14 protein-coding genes and 1 other RNA gene are annotated in these 15,889 nt (G+C 49.3%); 5 read left to right on the top strand and 10 right to left on the bottom strand.

Annotated features, from left to right (window positions below; all coding sequences use genetic code 11):
- Position 1 precedes the first annotated feature (1 nt).
- Complete coding sequence (locus EQP46_RS18870; protein ID WP_129495123.1) at positions 2-628, bottom strand: LysE/ArgO family amino acid transporter; 627 nt, start codon at positions 626-628, stop codon at positions 2-4.
- 175 nt (positions 629-803) lie between these two features.
- Between EQP46_RS18870 and EQP46_RS18865 the strand changes: the two genes are divergently transcribed.
- Both EQP46_RS18865 and EQP46_RS18860 read left to right on the top strand, forming a co-directional pair.
- Complete coding sequence (locus EQP46_RS18865; protein ID WP_129495122.1) at positions 804-1,697, top strand: LysR family transcriptional regulator ArgP; 894 nt, start codon at positions 804-806, stop codon at positions 1,695-1,697.
- Positions 1,698-1,789: 92 nt separating this feature from the next.
- Positions 1,790-2,488 (top strand): oxidative stress defense protein, encoded by a 699-nt coding sequence (locus EQP46_RS18860; RefSeq protein ID WP_129495121.1) that lies wholly within the window; start codon positions 1,790-1,792, stop codon positions 2,486-2,488.
- Positions 2,489-2,581: 93 nt separating this feature from the next.
- On the opposite strand, the gene serA is transcribed toward EQP46_RS18860, so the two are convergent.
- The 5 genes from serA to zapA form a co-directional block, all read right to left on the bottom strand.
- The gene (gene serA / locus EQP46_RS18855; RefSeq protein WP_129495120.1) at positions 2,582-3,811 is read right to left on the bottom strand and encodes a phosphoglycerate dehydrogenase; all 1,230 of its coding nucleotides are present in this window, start codon (positions 3,809-3,811) and stop codon (positions 2,582-2,584) included.
- A gap of 241 nt (positions 3,812-4,052) precedes the next feature.
- Positions 4,053-4,706, bottom strand: a complete 654-nt coding sequence (gene rpiA, locus EQP46_RS18850) for a ribose-5-phosphate isomerase RpiA (RefSeq protein WP_129495119.1) — start codon at positions 4,704-4,706, stop codon at positions 4,053-4,055.
- 140 nt (positions 4,707-4,846) lie between these two features.
- Positions 4,847-5,449 carry a 5-formyltetrahydrofolate cyclo-ligase gene (locus tag EQP46_RS18845; protein WP_129495118.1) on the bottom strand — a complete coding sequence of 201 codons (603 nt, stop codon included), beginning with the start codon at positions 5,447-5,449 and terminating at the stop codon, positions 4,847-4,849.
- Positions 5,450-5,487: 38 nt separating this feature from the next.
- Positions 5,488-5,672: non-coding RNA, 6S RNA (ssrS, locus tag EQP46_RS18840), on the bottom strand.
- 13 nt (positions 5,673-5,685) lie between these two features.
- Positions 5,686-5,994 (bottom strand): cell division protein ZapA, encoded by a 309-nt coding sequence (gene zapA, locus EQP46_RS18835; protein WP_129495117.1) that lies wholly within the window; start codon positions 5,992-5,994, stop codon positions 5,686-5,688.
- A 283-nt stretch (positions 5,995-6,277) separates the two neighbouring features.
- On the opposite strand from zapA, the gene EQP46_RS18830 reads away from it, so the two are divergent.
- The 3 genes from EQP46_RS18830 to EQP46_RS18820 are packed head-to-tail and all read left to right on the top strand — an operon-like array spanning position 6,278 to position 9,333.
- Positions 6,278-6,853: a YecA/YgfB family protein gene (locus tag EQP46_RS18830; RefSeq protein ID WP_129495116.1), complete on the top strand. Its 576-nt coding sequence runs from the start codon at positions 6,278-6,280 to the stop codon at positions 6,851-6,853.
- 33 nt (positions 6,854-6,886) lie between these two features.
- On the top strand, positions 6,887-8,122 hold the full coding sequence (ubiH, locus tag EQP46_RS18825) for a 2-octaprenyl-6-methoxyphenyl hydroxylase (protein WP_129495115.1): 1,236 nt from the start codon (positions 6,887-6,889) through the stop codon (positions 8,120-8,122).
- Positions 8,122-9,333 (top strand): FAD-dependent 2-octaprenylphenol hydroxylase, encoded by a 1,212-nt coding sequence (locus EQP46_RS18820; RefSeq protein WP_129495114.1) that lies wholly within the window; start codon positions 8,122-8,124, stop codon positions 9,331-9,333. The genes ubiH and EQP46_RS18820 overlap by 1 nt, the downstream gene beginning before the upstream one ends.
- A gap of 205 nt (positions 9,334-9,538) precedes the next feature.
- Here EQP46_RS18820 and eno read toward each other — a convergent pair whose 3' ends face one another.
- The 4 genes from eno to relA all read right to left on the bottom strand — a co-directional run bounded on the left by eno (position 9,539) and on the right by relA (position 15,850).
- Positions 9,539-10,840 carry a phosphopyruvate hydratase gene (gene eno / locus EQP46_RS18815; RefSeq protein WP_129495113.1) on the bottom strand — a complete coding sequence of 434 codons (1,302 nt, stop codon included), beginning with the start codon at positions 10,838-10,840 and terminating at the stop codon, positions 9,539-9,541.
- Positions 10,841-10,919: 79 nt separating this feature from the next.
- Entirely contained in the window at positions 10,920-12,554 is a 1,635-nt protein-coding gene (locus EQP46_RS18810) for a CTP synthase (RefSeq protein ID WP_129495112.1), read from the bottom strand.
- Positions 12,555-12,694: 140 nt separating this feature from the next.
- Complete coding sequence (gene mazG / locus EQP46_RS18805; RefSeq protein WP_129495111.1) at positions 12,695-13,513, bottom strand: nucleoside triphosphate pyrophosphohydrolase; 819 nt, start codon at positions 13,511-13,513, stop codon at positions 12,695-12,697.
- A gap of 120 nt (positions 13,514-13,633) precedes the next feature.
- On the bottom strand, positions 13,634-15,850 hold the full coding sequence (relA, locus tag EQP46_RS18800) for a GTP diphosphokinase (protein ID WP_129495110.1): 2,217 nt from the start codon (positions 15,848-15,850) through the stop codon (positions 13,634-13,636).
- Positions 15,851-15,889 lie beyond the last annotated feature (39 nt).

The following is a 15,889-nucleotide window of genomic DNA, read 5'->3' as shown; positions in this document are numbered from 1 at the left end:
ATCACCCCGCTAACCATTTTTGCATCAATAAGAATGCAACATACAACATCATCGCTGCCACCAAAATATCAATCGCCTGACGCATACGTGGGCGTGACAATACCGGGGACATTTTCGCCGCGCCTAAAGAAATGCCATAAAACCAAACAAAAGACGCGAGCACAGTCCCCATCGCAAACGCGATACGCTGTGAAGGCTCAAACTGACCGCCAATCGACCCTAAAACCACCACGGTATCAAGATACACATGCGGGTTGAGAACAGTAACCGCAAGTGCACCGAGCACAACAGCGATCATACTTCTTCGACTGACATGATCTCCTTCTGGCATATCGTCTTTCTCACCTTTCCAAGCGCGATATAACGATTGCAGGGCGTACGTCACGAGGAAAGCCACGCCGCCAATTGTCACGATATTGAGCAGCAACGCGTTGCTCGCCAACATGGCACCGCCACCAAAGATCCCTAACGCAATCAAAATGGCATCGCAAAGAAAACAAATCGTGGCCGTCACAACATGATGATGTCGACGAATGCCTTGGTTAAGCACATACGCATTTTGAGCGCCAATCGGGATGATCATGCTAAGCCCTAGGCCAAACCCTTGGAGAATAATGGTGCTGCTCATGAATCGACATCCTTCTGACTTCGGCCTTGATGAAGCCACACGATAAGAGTGACGCGGATGTAAGTAAAACTAATAAATTTAATGCTACATTAGAGTTGCTAATACAAATAAACATACCGCCATGCTTTTATAAGATCGCTAACCCGCATGGCTGACCTATTCCAAGGACGCTGAAATGAAAGGACTCGATTACCGTTGGGTTGCCGCGCTGGATGCCGTGATCGCCAGTGGCAGTTTTGAAAAAGCGGCAGACACACTTTTCATCACGCAATCCGCCGTGTCACAGCGTATCAAGCAACTTGAAAAGTTGGTCGCACAACCCGTATTGATCCGAGAGAACCCGCCCCAGCCCACAGCGATCGGAAGAAAACTGCTTGGTCTTCATCAACGCGTTCAGTTGCTAGAGCAAGAGTTGATTCCTGAGTTAATGCCTGAAGGCCAATCCCATGCGGTGACCGTGCCAATCGCAACCAATGCCGACAGCCTCGCCACGTGGCTATTGCCCGCGCTGACCCCCCTAATGAATGCCCAAGCACTTGAGTTGAGTTTAATTGTTGATGATGAAGTTCGAAGCTTGAACCGTATTCGATCGGGGGAGGCTGTGGTCGCCATTAGCACCGAGCCTAACCCTCTGCATGGATGTTCAGCACAATGCCTCGGCAACATGGAGTACTTATGTGTCTCCACGCCCGCATTCAAAGCACGCTTTTTCCCCAATGGCATGAATGCTGGAACCGTGAGCAAAGCCCCAGCAGTGGTGTTCGATCGCCTCGATGATATGCACACACTGTTTGTTTCAGAGCGCTTCAACCTGCCAACGGTTGGCTGGCGAAGCCATATGGTTCGGTCCTCTGAAGCATTTGTAAAAATGGCCAAACTTGGTGTCGCCTACTGTTTGATTCCGCGGCTTCAAATTGAGCAGGAATTACGTGCAGGCGAGCTTATTGATTTGTGTCCTGGAGATGGCGTCACTCGTCAACTTTACTGGCACCATTTTACAACCGAGAGTGGCGTACTGGCAGAAATGACGGATGCCTGTTTACGTTATGCGCGCAACGTGCTGGCATAATGTGCAAACGCCAATATCTTTTATCATCATCGGGATATTTTAACGAGAGACGTGGTCATACCGCTGACTCATCACTTAATGGAAGCATTTCAATGAAAAAGCATCTGATTGCTACACTGATTGGCGCCACTGTTGCGCTTTCTTCTTCTTTCGCTTCTGCTGCAACACCTGAGTTTCCGCATTTAGAAACCGTCGGGATTGGCGAAGTTGTTGTTACACCCGATACTGCAAACATTCAGGTTGCTGTAACGCTCACACGCACATCAGCAAAAGCAGCGAAAAAAGCATCGGACGACGCCGTCACAGCATTGCTTGAACGCCTCGAGAAAATGGGGATCAATAAGAAAGACGTTGAAAGCGCTAACTTGTCTCTGCAGCCACAATACAGTTACCCGAAAAACGGGGAGCCAAAGCTGACAGGCTACCGTGCCAGCCGTAACGTGGCCGTCACGATTTCAGAGTTGACGAAGCTAAACAGCATTCTTGATGGCGCACTGAGCGACGGCGTTAACCGCGTAAATGGCATTTCATTCTCATCAAGCAAAGAAGCAGAACTGAAAGAAAAAGCCCGTATGGCTGCCATCAAAGATGCGAAAGCCAAAGCAGAATCACTCGCGTCTGGGTTCGGTGAAACCCTGAACGGTGTGTGGGAGATTCGTTACATGGATCAGAGCCCTTCCCGTCCTGTTACCATGCGCATGGCTAAAGCAGAAAGCGCCAATGCCTCATACATGGATGCAGAAATCACCATTCGAGATCGCGTTGAAGTGGTGTTTGCGCTAGGCGAGTAACTCTACGCAACAAACAGTGAGCAAAAGCTCAACGCAGAAAAAAGGCCGCTTTCGCGGCCTTTGGACTGTTTGTTGGGGGAACAAACAAGTGAATCAGTGAAGAATACGTGAACGAAGGGTGCCTTCGATCGCTTTCAGCTTCTTAAGCGCCTTCTCTGAATGCTCAGTTTCGACGTCAATCACAACATAACCGTATTCAGCATTGGTTTGCAGGTACTGACCTGCGATGTTGATGCCTTCCTCTGCAAAGATGGTGTTGATCTTTGTCAGGATGCCCGGTCTGTTTTCGTGGATATGAAGCAAACGAGACGTACCTGAGTGCTCAGGTAGTGACACCTCAGGGAAGTTAACTGAAGACAGCGTTGAACCATTGTCTGAGTACTTCACCATCTTGCCGATCACTTCAATACCGATGTTTTCCTGCGCTTCATGCGTAGAACCACCAATGTGCGGCGTAAGGATCACGTTGTCATACGCTTGCAGCGGTGACTCAAACGGGTCGCTGTTGGTTTTTGGTTCGGTTGGGAATACATCCACTGCCGCACCACCAATGTGACCGCTTTCAAGCGCACCACACAGCGCATCAATATCAACCACAGTGCCACGCGCTGCGTTAATGAAAATCGCGCCAGGCTTCATGCGAGCAAACTCTTCGCTGCCCATCATGTCTTGTGTTGAATCCGTCTCAGGCACGTGCAGGGTGATGACATCACTCTTGTTCAGCAGCTCTGACATTGATGCCACTTGGGTTGCATTACCCAATGTCAGCTTGTTTTCAATGTCATAGAAGAAAACGCGCATACCGAGGTTTTCAGCCAAGATACCCAATTGCGTACCAATGTGACCGTAACCGATGATGCCAAGGTTTTTACCACGCGCTTCGAATGAACGATCAGCCGATTTAATCCACTCGCCACGGTGCGCCGCTGCGTTTTTCGCTGGAATGCCACGAAGTAGCAGAAGAATTTCACCCAACACTAACTCTGCAACGCTACGTGTATTAGAGAATGGGGCGTTGAAGACAGGAATACCACGCTTCGCTGCTGCAGTAAGGTCAACTTGGTTCGTACCGATGCAGAAACAACCAACAGCAATCAGCTTCTTCGCTTTTTGGAAAACGTCTTCAGTCAGCTGAGTGCGGGAGCGAATGCCCACAAAGTGTGCGTCTTCAATGGCTTTTTCGAGCTCTTCGCCAGAAAGGGAACCTTTGTGGTACTCAATGTTGCTGTAACCAGCACCTTGAAGCACTTCTAGAGCAGATGGGTGAACACCTTCAAGAAGAAGGATCTTTATTTTGTCTTTTTCAAGTGACACTTTAGCCATGGGAAATTTCATCCTTAAAAACAAAACCAGAACTAGAAAATCGGTTTTCGCCATCCAGATGGCATCAATTAGTGACTAAGGTAACAAAAAGTGTTCAGAAAGGGTAAGAATATTACGTCATATAGGCGAAAAAAAACGGTGCTGAAATAGCACCGCTAACTCATTGAGTTACTTAGACGCAAACGTTTGGCTAATCCATCAAAAAAAGTGGGGAGCTAAAGGCTTGCGAGCTAAAGCATTTTTAGCTTTTAACAACACCGTTCGGTGTGCCTTCAAGCACAACATCTGCACCACGGTTTGCAAATAGACCCACGGTAACAACACCGGCAATCGCATTAATCTTGTCTTCTAGGGCTTTCGCATCGGTGATTTCAAGGTTGTGAACATCAAGGATGACATTGCCGTTATCTGTGATGCAACCTTCGCGGTAACAAGGATCGCCACCCAGTTTCACCAATTCACGACCCACGTATGAACGCGCCATTGGGATCACTTCAACGGGCAGAGGGAAGTTACCAAGCACATCGACTTTCTTTGAATCATCAATGATGCAGATAAATTGCTTAGAGATTGCCGCGACAATTTTCTCGCGGGTTAACGCTGCGCCACCGCCTTTGATCATGTCGTTGCTCGGATTGATTTCATCCGCACCATCAACATAGATATCCAAGTACGCCACTTCGTTCGCATCAAACACAGGAATACCGATTTTCTCCAGACGTTCTGTCGACGCCACAGAGCTCGATACTGTACCTTTGATTTGATCTTTCATTGTCTCTAACGCATCGATGAAGTGATTAACGGTTGAGCCAGTACCAACACCTACGATGCTGTCTTTGGTTACATATTCCAATGCAGCCCAGCCAGCCGCTTTTTTCATTTCATCCTGATTCATGAGAGTCTCCTGCTAATTTGGATTCGTAGGGGAAATATGCCGATGATTATACAGATCGAGACGCAACGCGCGCAGCTTTTTCCGGTGCGAGATCCCGTTCTATTCAGCGGTTAAAAGGTGACAGAAATGATGAACAAACATCACCATGTCCAAACGCGAGATGGTGTCAGGATTTGAGGCAACGGTACATCCCATGCTTCGACGGGTAAAGCGTCTACTTGCTGGCAATCGTGCGCAAGGCCGATGGGTTTCGCCCCCTGCTTTGCTTCAAACCAAGGTGCTAACGTTCTGTCGTAGTAACCACCGCCCATACCCAATCGTTGACCGGTTTCATCGAACGCCACGAGCGGTGTGCAAATCACATCAAGTCGATGCGCAGGCAGCACATCTCGCACGTCTAATTGAGGCTCTAAAATACCAAAGCGGTTTGGCACTAGCACTGAGTGGGGGTGGTAGTGAAGAAACAGCAAGTTGCCTTTGCTGAACGGATGAATGACAGGCAAATACACGTCTTTATTCAACGACCAGCAATGCTCTATCAGCGGCGTCGTGTCTAATTCACCGTCAACAGACAAATAGAGCGAAATCTTGCGTGCACGCTGGATGTCATCAACCGATTTGAAATGCGCGAGAAGATCGGCGGCGGCGCGTTGTTGTTGGTCTTGCGATAATGCTTGTCGCTTAGCGCGGGTAGATTTTCTCAACGCGGCGCGTTGAATCATCGAAGGGGATGTCTCTTGCATCGGCTGTCCTTGCCGTAAAGCGAGATAAGGTAAGAAGGGATGGCCCCGGAGTGCCGTTGGGGATCGACAGCCCTTGAACCCTGCGGTTCAAGGCGGATATGAAGAACAGACCGTAGGCTTCTCGGTACGAGCCGAGCTTGCTCAATAGCCCAATAACGACACATCCTTAAATTTGCTTATCGGCTCAGGGACATAGATCCACTGACGTACACTCCAGGGTCAAACGGGTGCAGCCCTTAGGCTTTCGACGCGCTGTGTTTCAACAACGCCTCTTCAATCGTTTGTTGCAACAGCATGATACGCTGTTCCATTTCACTTGTATCGCTTACGCTTTTCTTTCGTTCTTCACGAAGTTCATAGCAAATGTTCAAAGCAGCGATGGTGAGCAGTTGCTCCGTATTCGTTACTTTAGTGCGCTCAGACAATTCATGCAACCGCTGATCAAAGTCATTTGCCGCCTCAGTAAGAGACTGCTCCTGACCTGCTGGGCAATTCACCCGCATGGTTTTTCCAAGAATTTGAATTTCAACAGCCTGCGTAGTCATAATCTTTTTTGAGCTCCCTTCAAAGCGCGATGTCGCGCCCTGACGTAACGGGCGCAAACTATAGGAAATGGCAGGTTAAACTTCAAGTCTATCCTATTGTTGATTGCCACTCGACGCACTGAACAGTCGAAAAGTCGTCAATGTGATGAAAATCAGAGCAATTCCTCCCCCTGTATTATAAATAACTCAGCATGTGAGCGACTTTTTATTGCGAGATGTTCTTCGACATTCGGGGAAGTGGTAGCATACAGCAGAGAATTAATGGCATTCAAGGTGACCCAACGTGACCCAAGTAACTTTACCCGAATACAGCACTATCACAGCAACGTTGTCATCCGACAGCTTAGCGGTAACCCCCGCAGAAATGCATGGCCTTCTATCAGGCATGCTGTGTGGTGGTTTAGATCCTGCGCTCGGGAATTGGGCACCCATGCTGTATGACTACACCAATGACGGCCAAGGCTGGCCAATTCAATCAAAAGAATTGGCAGCATCTTGTGTACAACTGGCGTCTGAGCAATTGACAGGCGAAGACTTGGATTTTGAATTGCTACTGCCTGCTGACAACGAAAATCTACTTGATCGTGGTGATGCCCTAACGGAGTGGGTCAGCGCATTTATCGCCGGTATCGGTGTGGTTGGCGTTAAGTCTGGTGCGTTGTCTGAAGATGGCAAAGAAGTGCTGGCAGATTTGGCAGAAATCGCTCAACTCGGCATCGATGAAGACGATGACATGGAAGAACAAGCTTTGCTGTTCGAACAAGTGATCGAGCACGTACGCGTTTGCGCCATGACATTGCACGCAGAATTAGGCCTAAAGCCAAGTAACGACGAAGACAGCAAACCAACGCTTCATTAATTTCACGCTTTTTAGGATGGAGAACACCTAGGAATGGATGCCAGTACGCCGTCAACATCTGCGTCAAATGATACATCCAATACAACATCAAATTTTGATGTTGTCATCGTGGGTGGCGCCATGGCTGGGGCAACACTTGCACTTGCCATTGAACACTACACGCAAGCTGGCTTGTCGGTGGCGGTGATCGAAGCCGCCATTCCAGACAAGGCACACCCCGGCTACGATGCCCGAAGTATTGCGCTGTCTTACGGCAGTTGCGACTTGCTCGAACGCATCGGCATTTGGCACCCCCTTTCTCCATTTGCTACGCCCATTAAGAACATTCACGTCTCCGACCAAGGTCACTTTGGCTTAACGGAAATGCATGCCGAAAAAGAAGGCCTTCCCTTCCTTGGTAATGTCATTGAATTGGCCGATGCAGGACGTGTATTTCATCGCGCCTTAGAAGACGCCAAAGGTGTCACCCTGTTCTGCCCTGCCATGGTCTCGACAATTGAGCGAGCACAAGAAGGCGTAACACTGACCTTAAACGATGGTCAAACACTGCATACAAAACTGCTGGTGGCCGCTGACGGGGCAACATCTTCTTGTTGCGACATGGTGGGCATTGAACGTCACGAGCATGACTTTCACCAAGTCGCACTGATTGCGAACGTCACCACAAACCTGCCGCATCAAGGCCGTGCCTTTGAGCGTTTCACTCAATCAGGCCCGCTTGCGTTGTTACCCATGTCTGAAGGGCGCAGTTCGCTCGTTTGGTGTGTCCCACCGGAAGACGCCCCGGGTTTATTGGCCCTTGGCGACAAAGCGTTCCTAGATGCCCTGCAGCGAGCGTTTGGTTGGCGACTGGGTCATCTGCTTCATGTCGGTCAACGCAACATGTACCCCTTGATTTTGCGTCAATCTACCAAGCTCATCAGTCATCGTGTTGCTGTTGTGGGTAATGCTGCTCAAACGCTGCACCCGATTGCCGGACAAGGTTTTAACCTTGGGCTGCGTGATGTGGTGTCATTGGCAGAAGAAATCACCACGGCGTTTCAAGACGGCGAAGATTGCGGTGACATCAGCACCCTGCTGCGCTACCAACGCCGCAGAACACCGGATCGCGACAGCACAGTCGCGATGACATCCGGCTTGGTACACGGTTTTTCAAACACATCAGCACCACTCGCGCTTGGTCGAAATCTCGGGTTAGCCAGTATGTCTGTATTCCACGGATTAAAAGCGCCTTTACTGCAACGCGCGATGGGATTAGTAGAACGATAATGAAAATGACGAACGTTGATATCGCAATCATTGGTGGCGGCATGGTGGGACTCACGCTTGCAGCTGCCTTAGAAGACAGCGATTTGCGCATTGCGATCATTGAAGGCAATGCGCCAAATACAGATTTCGACACCCTGCCCGACCTTCGTGTCTCCGCACTCAGCCGCGCAAGTGAAAGCATTTTGAAAAACATTGGTGCGTGGAACGGCATTCTTAACCGTCGCAATAGCCCGTATCAAAAAATGTCCGTGTGGGAGCAAGACAGCTTTGCGTCCATCGAATTTGACGCCATGGATTTGGGGCAACCCAACCTTGGCTATATCGTCGAAAACCGCGTCATTCAGCTCGCGCTGCTCGATAAAGTCAAACAGCAGCACAATGTGACGCTCTTTTGCCCCGACAAATGCGCCAGCATGATGTTCGGTGAAACCGAAGCGTGGTTGACCCTAGATTCAGGCAACGCCATCACCGCCAAATTGGTAGTGGGTGCAGATGGCGCAAACTCATGGGTGCGCAACCAGCTCTCTATCCCACTCACGCATTGGGATTATGGGCACAATGCACTCGTGGCCAATATTCGCACCGCAGAGCCTCATGGTGGCGTTGCACGTCAAATCTTCACACCTGATGGCCCATTGGCCTTCTTGCCGCTCTCAGACCCACACCTTTGCTCTATCGTGTGGTCTCAATCACCAGAGCTTGCCGATACGCGCTGCAATCTGTCAGACGAAGAGTTCAACAAAGCACTCAGTGCAGCGTTTGATCTGAAACTCGGCCTATGTACCGTCGAAGGTGAACGCGCGGCTTTCCCGCTAAAAATGCGTTATGCACGAGACTTCGTGCTTGAGCGTGTTGCCTTAATTGGCGATGCCGCCCACACCATTCACCCGCTTGCAGGCCAAGGCGTTAACCTTGGTTTACTCGATGCGGCTTCACTTGCACAAGAGATCCTGCGCCTTCACGATGAAGGCAAAGACATCGGCGAGAAAGCAAACCTACGCGCATTTGAACGCTGGCGTAAAACCGAAGCAGCGCAAATGATTGCTGCGATGCAGGCATTCAGAGATTTGTTTGCCGGTGAAAACCCAGCGAAGAAATTGATTCGTGGTATTGGTTTGATGGCCGCAGCGACACTGCCGGGCATTAAGACGCAGTTTATTAAGCGTGCGTTGGGGTTAAGCGGGGATTTGCCGGCGTTGGCGAAGAAATAGCGAGTTTCGAGTTTCGAGTTTCGAGTTTTCTAGAGTGATTGCTACTCAACCTTGCATCCAGCACTTCATTTGATCTGAACGCTCTTTCTCGTATCTCGCACCTGCTCTTTCTCGCTCCTTCTTTCAGACACAAAAAAACGGCTCCCGAGGGAGCCGTTTTCATATCTTAATCAGCATATCGCCGACTGAATGAAGAGCTAAGCGATTACGCTTGGCCTTTAACTTCTTTCAGACCGTTGAAAGGTGCGCGTTCGCCCAGAGCTTCTTCGATACGGATAAGTTGGTTGTACTTAGCAACACGGTCAGAACGGCTCATAGAACCCGTCTTGATTTGGCCAGCCGCAGTACCTACTGCTAGGTCAGCGATAGTTGCATCTTCAGTTTCACCTGAACGGTGAGAGATAACTGCAGTGTAACCAGCGTCTTTAGCCATCTTGATCGCAGCCAAAGTCTCGGTTAGAGAACCGATTTGGTTGAATTTGATCAGGATTGAGTTAGTGATGCCTTTCTCGATACCTTCAGCAAGGATCTTAGTGTTAGTAACGAATAGATCGTCACCCACTAGCTGAATTTTGTCGCCTAGAAGCTCAGTTTGGTGTTTGAAACCAGTCCAATCAGACTCGTCCAGACCGTCTTCGATAGAAACGATTGGGAATTGCTCAACTAGACCTGCTAGGTAGTGGTTGAACTCTTCTGAAGTGAAGGTTTTACCTTCGCCTTTCATGTTATAGATGCCAGCTTCTTTGTCGTAGAACTCAGATGCTGCACAGTCCATAGCAAGAGTGATGTCTTTGCCTAGCTCGTAGCCAGCAGCAGCAACAGCTTCTGCGATTACTTCTAGTGCTTCAGCGTTAGACTTAAGGTTAGGCGCGAAACCACCTTCGTCACCAACTGCAGTGTTGTAGCCTTTAGACTTCAATACTTTCGCTAGGTTGTGGAATACTTCCGCACCCATGCGTACAGCTTCTTTCAGAGTTGCAGCGCCAACTGGCTGAATCATGAACTCTTGGATGTCAACGTTGTTGTCAGCGTGCTCACCACCGTTGATGATGTTCATCATTGGTAGAGGCATAGAGAACTGACCAGCAGTGCCGTTTAGTTCAGCGATGTGCTCGTACAGTGGCATGCCTTTAGCAGCTGCTGCCGCTTTTGCGTTCGCAAGAGATACCGCTAGGATTGCGTTTGCACCGAACTTAGATTTGTTCTCAGTACCGTCCAAGTCGATCATGATTTGGTCGATTTCTGCTTGGTTTTTCGCGTCTTTGCCTTCTAGAGCGTTAGCAATTGCGCCGTTTACTGCGTCGATTGCTTTTAGTACGCCTTTACCTAGGAAACGAGCTTTGTCGCCGTCACGCAGTTCAAGTGCTTCGCGAGAACCGGTAGATGCACCAGATGGAGCAGCTGCCATACCAACGAAACCACCTTCTAGGTGAACTTCTGCTTCTACAGTTGGGTTACCACGTGAATCGATGATTTCACGGCCCAGAACTTTAACGATCTTAGACATTGTGTTTCCTCTCGTATGTCAATAGCTTACAAATGCGAAAAAGCGGTCGCACAACCATCGCAACCGCTTCTTTGTTCAGTTACAGCTCACCACGCTGATTTTTACCTGCCGCTGCAACAAAGCCCGCAAATAGCGGATGGCCGTCACGTGGCGTAGAGGTAAATTCAGGGTGGAACTGGCACGCCACGAACCATGGGTGCGCAGGGTTTTCGATAATCTCAACCAGCTTTTTGTCCGCTGACAGACCAGATACAACTAAGCCTGCTTTTTCGATTTGCGGACGCAATACGTTATTTACTTCATAACGGTGACGGTGACGCTCATGAATCGTGGCATTGCCGTACAATTCACGTGCTTTCGTGCCGTCAGCTAGGTGGCAAAGCTGTGCGCCAAGACGCATGGTGCCGCCTAGATCAGATTTTTCGCTACGTTCTTCAACGTTACCTTCTTCATCAACCCACTCAGTGATCAGGCCAACAACAGGGAACTTACTGTCTTTGTTGAATTCTGTAGAGTTCGCGCCTTCCATACCCACAACGTTACGTGCGTATTCGATCAGCGCAACTTGCATACCTAGGCAGATGCCCAAGTAAGGAATTTTGTTTTCACGTGCGAACTTCGCCGCCAAGATCTTGCCTTCTACACCACGGTCGCCGAAGCCACCTGGTACAAGAATCGCATCCAAACCGTGAAGTGCTTCTTCACCTTTGGTTTCTACATCTTGTGAGTCAACGTATTTGATTTTCACTGTCAGGCGATTTTTCAGGCCTGCGTGCTTCAATGCTTCGTTAACAGATTTGTATGCATCTGGCAGTTCGATGTATTTACCAACCATACCGATAACAACTTCACCGGTCGGGTTAGCTTCTTCAAAAATAACTTGTTCCCACTCAGTCAGATCTGCTTCAGGCGCTTCAATGCCAAAACGTTGACAAACAAGATCATCCAAGCCCTGTGAACGGATAAGTGAAGGAATTTTGTAGATGGAATCTACGTCCTTCATTGAGATAACCGCTTTTTCTTGTACGTTACAGAAAAGCGCAATCTTCGCACGTTCATTCGCTGGAATAGCACGATCGCTACGGCAAACCAGAATGTCTGGTTGAATACCGATAGACAGCAATTCTTTTACTGAGTGTTGAGTAGGCTTGGTTTTCACTTCACCTGCCGCAGCAAGGTAAGGAACCAGAGTCAGGTGCATGAACATGGCACGTTCACGACCCAATTCAACCGCCATTTGACGGATAGCTTCAAGGAATGGCAATGACTCGATGTCACCAACAGTGCCGCCGATCTCAACGATAACAACGTCGTGACCTTCGCCACCTGCTAGCACACGCTCTTTAATAGAGTTGGTGATATGTGGAATAACCTGGATGGTTGCACCCAAGTAGTCACCACGACGCTCTTTGCGCAATACATCGGCGTATACACGGCCAGATGTGAAGTTGTTGCGCTTCGTCATCTTGGTACGGATGAAACGCTCGTAGTGACCCAAATCTAGGTCAGTTTCTGCACCGTCTTCCGTAACGAATACTTCACCGTGTTGGGTTGGGCTCATCGTGCCCGGATCCAAGTTGATGTATGGGTCAAGCTTCATCATGGTCACATTAAGACCACGAGCTTCTAAAATTGCTGCCAAAGACGCTGCTGCAATACCCTTACCGAGGGAGGAAACCACCCCGCCCGTTACAAAAATGTAATTCGTTGTCATGCTAAACCTGAGAGTTGGATTTAGGGGAAATTATTGGAAATCTGGACGGGACGACATGTTACCAGAGCCCGAAACTTCCCACAACGTGAAAACTATCACACAGATCGCCGTTTTTTTTTGTCGTAAATCAATTCAGTGATTTACGGTGCTTTGTTGCTTTCGTCACGTTTCACTTCTTGCCAAAGCATTTCTAGCTCATCTAGCCCACTTTCCTGCAAGTTTTTATCATTTTCGCGTAATTTCGTTTCAACATTGCGAAAACGCTTTTCGAATTTTCGATTTGCGTTCCTCAACGCAATTTCAGGATTTGTGCCGAGGTGCCTTGCCAAATTAACCACAGCAAACAATAAATCACCGATTTCTTCATCGACGCGCGTTTGGTCTACATCCACCATCAACGCCTCTTCCATTACCTCATCGAGCTCTTCATGAACCTTCTCAGCAACAGGACCAACGGCATCCCAATCAAAACCAACGCGCGCACAACGTTTTTGTAACTTCATGGCGCGTCCAAGCGCAGGCAAACTGTTTGGCACATCATCAAGTACGCTGACGTGTTCAGGCGCGTCAGCTTTTGATTCCCGCTCCTTGGCTTTGATGCCTTCCCAATCCGCGGCAACAAGAGGATTCCCATCTTGGTCTTTCTCACCAAAAACATGGGGGTGACGACGCACAAGCTTTTCGCTGATTGCGTCCACGACATCATCAAAATCGAAGTCGCCTTGTTCTTTACCGAGTTGACTATAGAACACAATCTGAAACAGAAGATCGCCCAGTTCATCACGTACATCAGGCCAATTTTTACGCTCTATCGCATCGGCCACTTCGTAAGTTTCTTCGATGGTGTAAGGAATTATGGTGTCGAAGGTTTGCTTTTTGTCCCACGGGCAGCCGTTTTCTGGGTCTCGCAGCGTGGCCATAATTTCGAGCAATTCTTGCATTCGCGACGTGTTTTTCATCTTTTTAATCCTTCATCAACGACGCACCGCTTCTCACGTCAAACGAGTATGCAGTGCCAATATGTCGTTTTAAAGAAAAAGGGAAAGCCAACGCTTTCCCTTTATTCATGTTTTGGTTGTTCAGTGCAGACGCTTTGCTTCATGCACGTCTTTGACTTGTTCCAATCGGCTTATCACGCGACTTAGCACTTCCAAGTCGCTGAGCTCTAAATCAAAGTCCATGATCGACATTTGTTTTTTGTAATCAACGCGACTTTGCATGCCAGCGATTTTCACTTTTTCATTCGTCAGCATGCTGGTGAGGTCTTTGATGAGCCCATTTCGTTCTGTCGCAGACACGCGCACACTGATTTGGTAACTCCCCACAAAGCCACCGCCCCAAACGGTTTCAATCAAACGCTCTGGCGCATGATGGCGAAGCTCTGCCAGTTGCTCACAATCAGCACGGTGAACGGAAATACCGCGGCCTTGCGTGACATACCCTTCAATCACATCCCCAGGGATGGGCTGACAGCAGCGCGCAAGATGCGTCATCAGGTTATCAACCCCTTCTACCACCACGGCATCGCGACGCGGTTTTTTCGGCGCTGAAGACGTGTCGGCCTGCTCGAGTTTTTCACGAAGCTGTTGGTCTTCTTCTGCCTTGGTCGGTTTATTGACCAAGGAGTTGATGTAATTCACCACTTGGTTGATGCGCAAGTCGCCACTGCCGACACCGGCATACACTTCTTCCAAGCTGTTCATGTTAAAACGCTTCATCGCCAGCGAAGCATCTTTGCTGACGGCACCAATTTTCGCCAGCTCGGCATCCAAGATCTCTTTGCCCGCAATCATGTTCTTTTCACGTGATTGCTTACGGAACCATGCGTTAATCTTGGCGCGAGCACGCCCCGAATTGACGAAGCCCAAGCTCGGGTTTAACCAGTCGCGCGACGGGTTTGGCTCTTTCTGGGTGATGATTTCGACTTGGTCACCCATTTGCAGGTGGTAAGTGAACGGCACAATGCGCCCTTCCACTTTGGTCCCTATGCAGCGGTGCCCCACTTCAGAGTGAATGTGGTAAGCAAAGTCGAGCGGGGTTGCGCCAATCGGCAAATCAACCACATCACCACGAGGTGTAAAGGCGTAAACGCGATCATCGAAGACTTGGCTTCGAAGCTCATCCAGCATCTCGCCGGAGTCAGACATCTCTTCTTGCCAATCAAGCAGTTTACGCAGCCAAGTGATTTTCTCGTCGTAACCACTGCGGCCGCCCGCCGATGCGCCTTCTTTGTACTTCCAGTGCGCCGCAACACCTAACTCCGCATCATCATGCATTTGCTTGGTGCGGATTTGGATTTCTACGGTTTTTCCTTCCGGCCCGAGTACCACGGTGTGAATCGATTGATAACCGTTGGGTTTCGGGTTCGCGACGTAATCGTCGAACTCTTTGGGAAGGTGGCGATATTTGGTGTGCACCGCACCTAGCGCGGCGTAACAATCTTGCAGTTGGTCTGCAATGATGCGCACGGCGCGCACGTCGAAGAGTTCATCGAAGTCGAGACTCTTCTTCTGCATTTTACGCCAGATGCTATAGATGTGTTTTGGTCGGCCATACACTTGCGCATTGATGTTTGATGCACCCATCGCTTGCTGCAAGTCCGTCACGAAGGTATCAATGTATTCTTCGCGGTCAATACGGCGTTCAGCCAGTTGCTTGGCGATTTGCTTGTAGGTTGCCGAGTGCTGGTAGCGGAACGCGTAATCTTCGATTTCCCACTTTAGCTGACCAATACCCAAGCGGTTTGCCAGCGGTGCGTAAATGTTCGCACACTCTTTCGCAACGGCTTGTCGAACCTCATCCGGTTCATTTTTCACTTGGCGAAGGTAGCTGATACGTTCAGCCAGCTTTATCACCACGCAACGAAAATCATCCACCATCGACAGCAACATGCGTCGAACATTATCGACCTGTGCGGATGTGGCGGCTTCTTCTGTTGTCGCGTTCAAATGACGGATTGCCGCCATTTCTTGCACGCCTTCAACCATCTTGGCAATGGTTGCGCCATAGTGCTCTGCCAACGTTGCGCTATCCAGCAGTCCTTCTTCCACAACGGGAAAGAGCAATGCAGATACCAACGTTTCCTTGTCCATACTCAGTGTCACGAGGATCTCTATCATCTCGCGTCCACACCACAACGGCAGTGCAAGCGTGTCTTCATCGCCAAGGGTTTGGCAGTAATGATAGGTATCGGTCAGAGCCTGAGAGACCGCGGAGTCTTGCGCTAGGCTTTTTACCCAGCTTTCAAGAACAAATTCTTTATTGTCATTAAGGTGCGCGCCACGAATTGCGACCATTTCACTATCCTGTTTTTTCTTATCCTTTAACCGGCAACC

The organism is Enterovibrio baiacu, from assembly GCF_004120195.1.
GTDB lineage: Bacteria > Pseudomonadota > Gammaproteobacteria > Enterobacterales > Vibrionaceae > Enterovibrio > Enterovibrio baiacui.
Note: the sequence above shows the minus strand (reverse complement) of the source record. Positions and strands in the feature narration are given on the sequence as shown.

Bases quoted from the DNA above. Each gene is read 5' to 3' on its own strand.
- EQP46_RS18820 (WP_129495114.1), top strand. From the start codon at position 8,122: ATGAAAATGACGAACGTTGATATCGCAATCATTGGTGGCGGCATGGTG.
- EQP46_RS18860 (WP_129495121.1), top strand. From the start codon at position 1,790: ATGAAAAAGCATCTGATTGCTACACTGATTGGCGCCACTGTTGCGCTT.
- mazG (WP_129495111.1), bottom strand. From the start codon at position 13,513: ATGAAAAACACGTCGCGAATGCAAGAATTGCTCGAAATTATGGCCACG.
- rpiA (WP_129495119.1), bottom strand. From the start codon at position 4,706: ATGAATCAGGATGAAATGAAAAAAGCGGCTGGCTGGGCTGCATTGGAA.
- serA (WP_129495120.1), bottom strand. From the start codon at position 3,811: ATGGCTAAAGTGTCACTTGAAAAAGACAAAATAAAGATCCTTCTTCTT.
- EQP46_RS18845 (WP_129495118.1), bottom strand. From the start codon at position 5,449: ATGCAAGAGACATCCCCTTCGATGATTCAACGCGCCGCGTTGAGAAAA.
- eno (WP_129495113.1), bottom strand. From the start codon at position 10,840: ATGTCTAAGATCGTTAAAGTTCTGGGCCGTGAAATCATCGATTCACGT.
- ubiH (WP_129495115.1), top strand. From the start codon at position 6,887: ATGGATGCCAGTACGCCGTCAACATCTGCGTCAAATGATACATCCAAT.
- EQP46_RS18810 (WP_129495112.1), bottom strand. From the start codon at position 12,554: ATGACAACGAATTACATTTTTGTAACGGGCGGGGTGGTTTCCTCCCTC.
- EQP46_RS18870 (WP_129495123.1), bottom strand. From the start codon at position 628: ATGAGCAGCACCATTATTCTCCAAGGGTTTGGCCTAGGGCTTAGCATG.
- EQP46_RS18865 (WP_129495122.1), top strand. From the start codon at position 804: ATGAAAGGACTCGATTACCGTTGGGTTGCCGCGCTGGATGCCGTGATC.
- zapA (WP_129495117.1), bottom strand. From the start codon at position 5,994: ATGACTACGCAGGCTGTTGAAATTCAAATTCTTGGAAAAACCATGCGG.
- relA (WP_129495110.1), bottom strand. From the start codon at position 15,850: ATGGTCGCAATTCGTGGCGCGCACCTTAATGACAATAAAGAATTTGTT.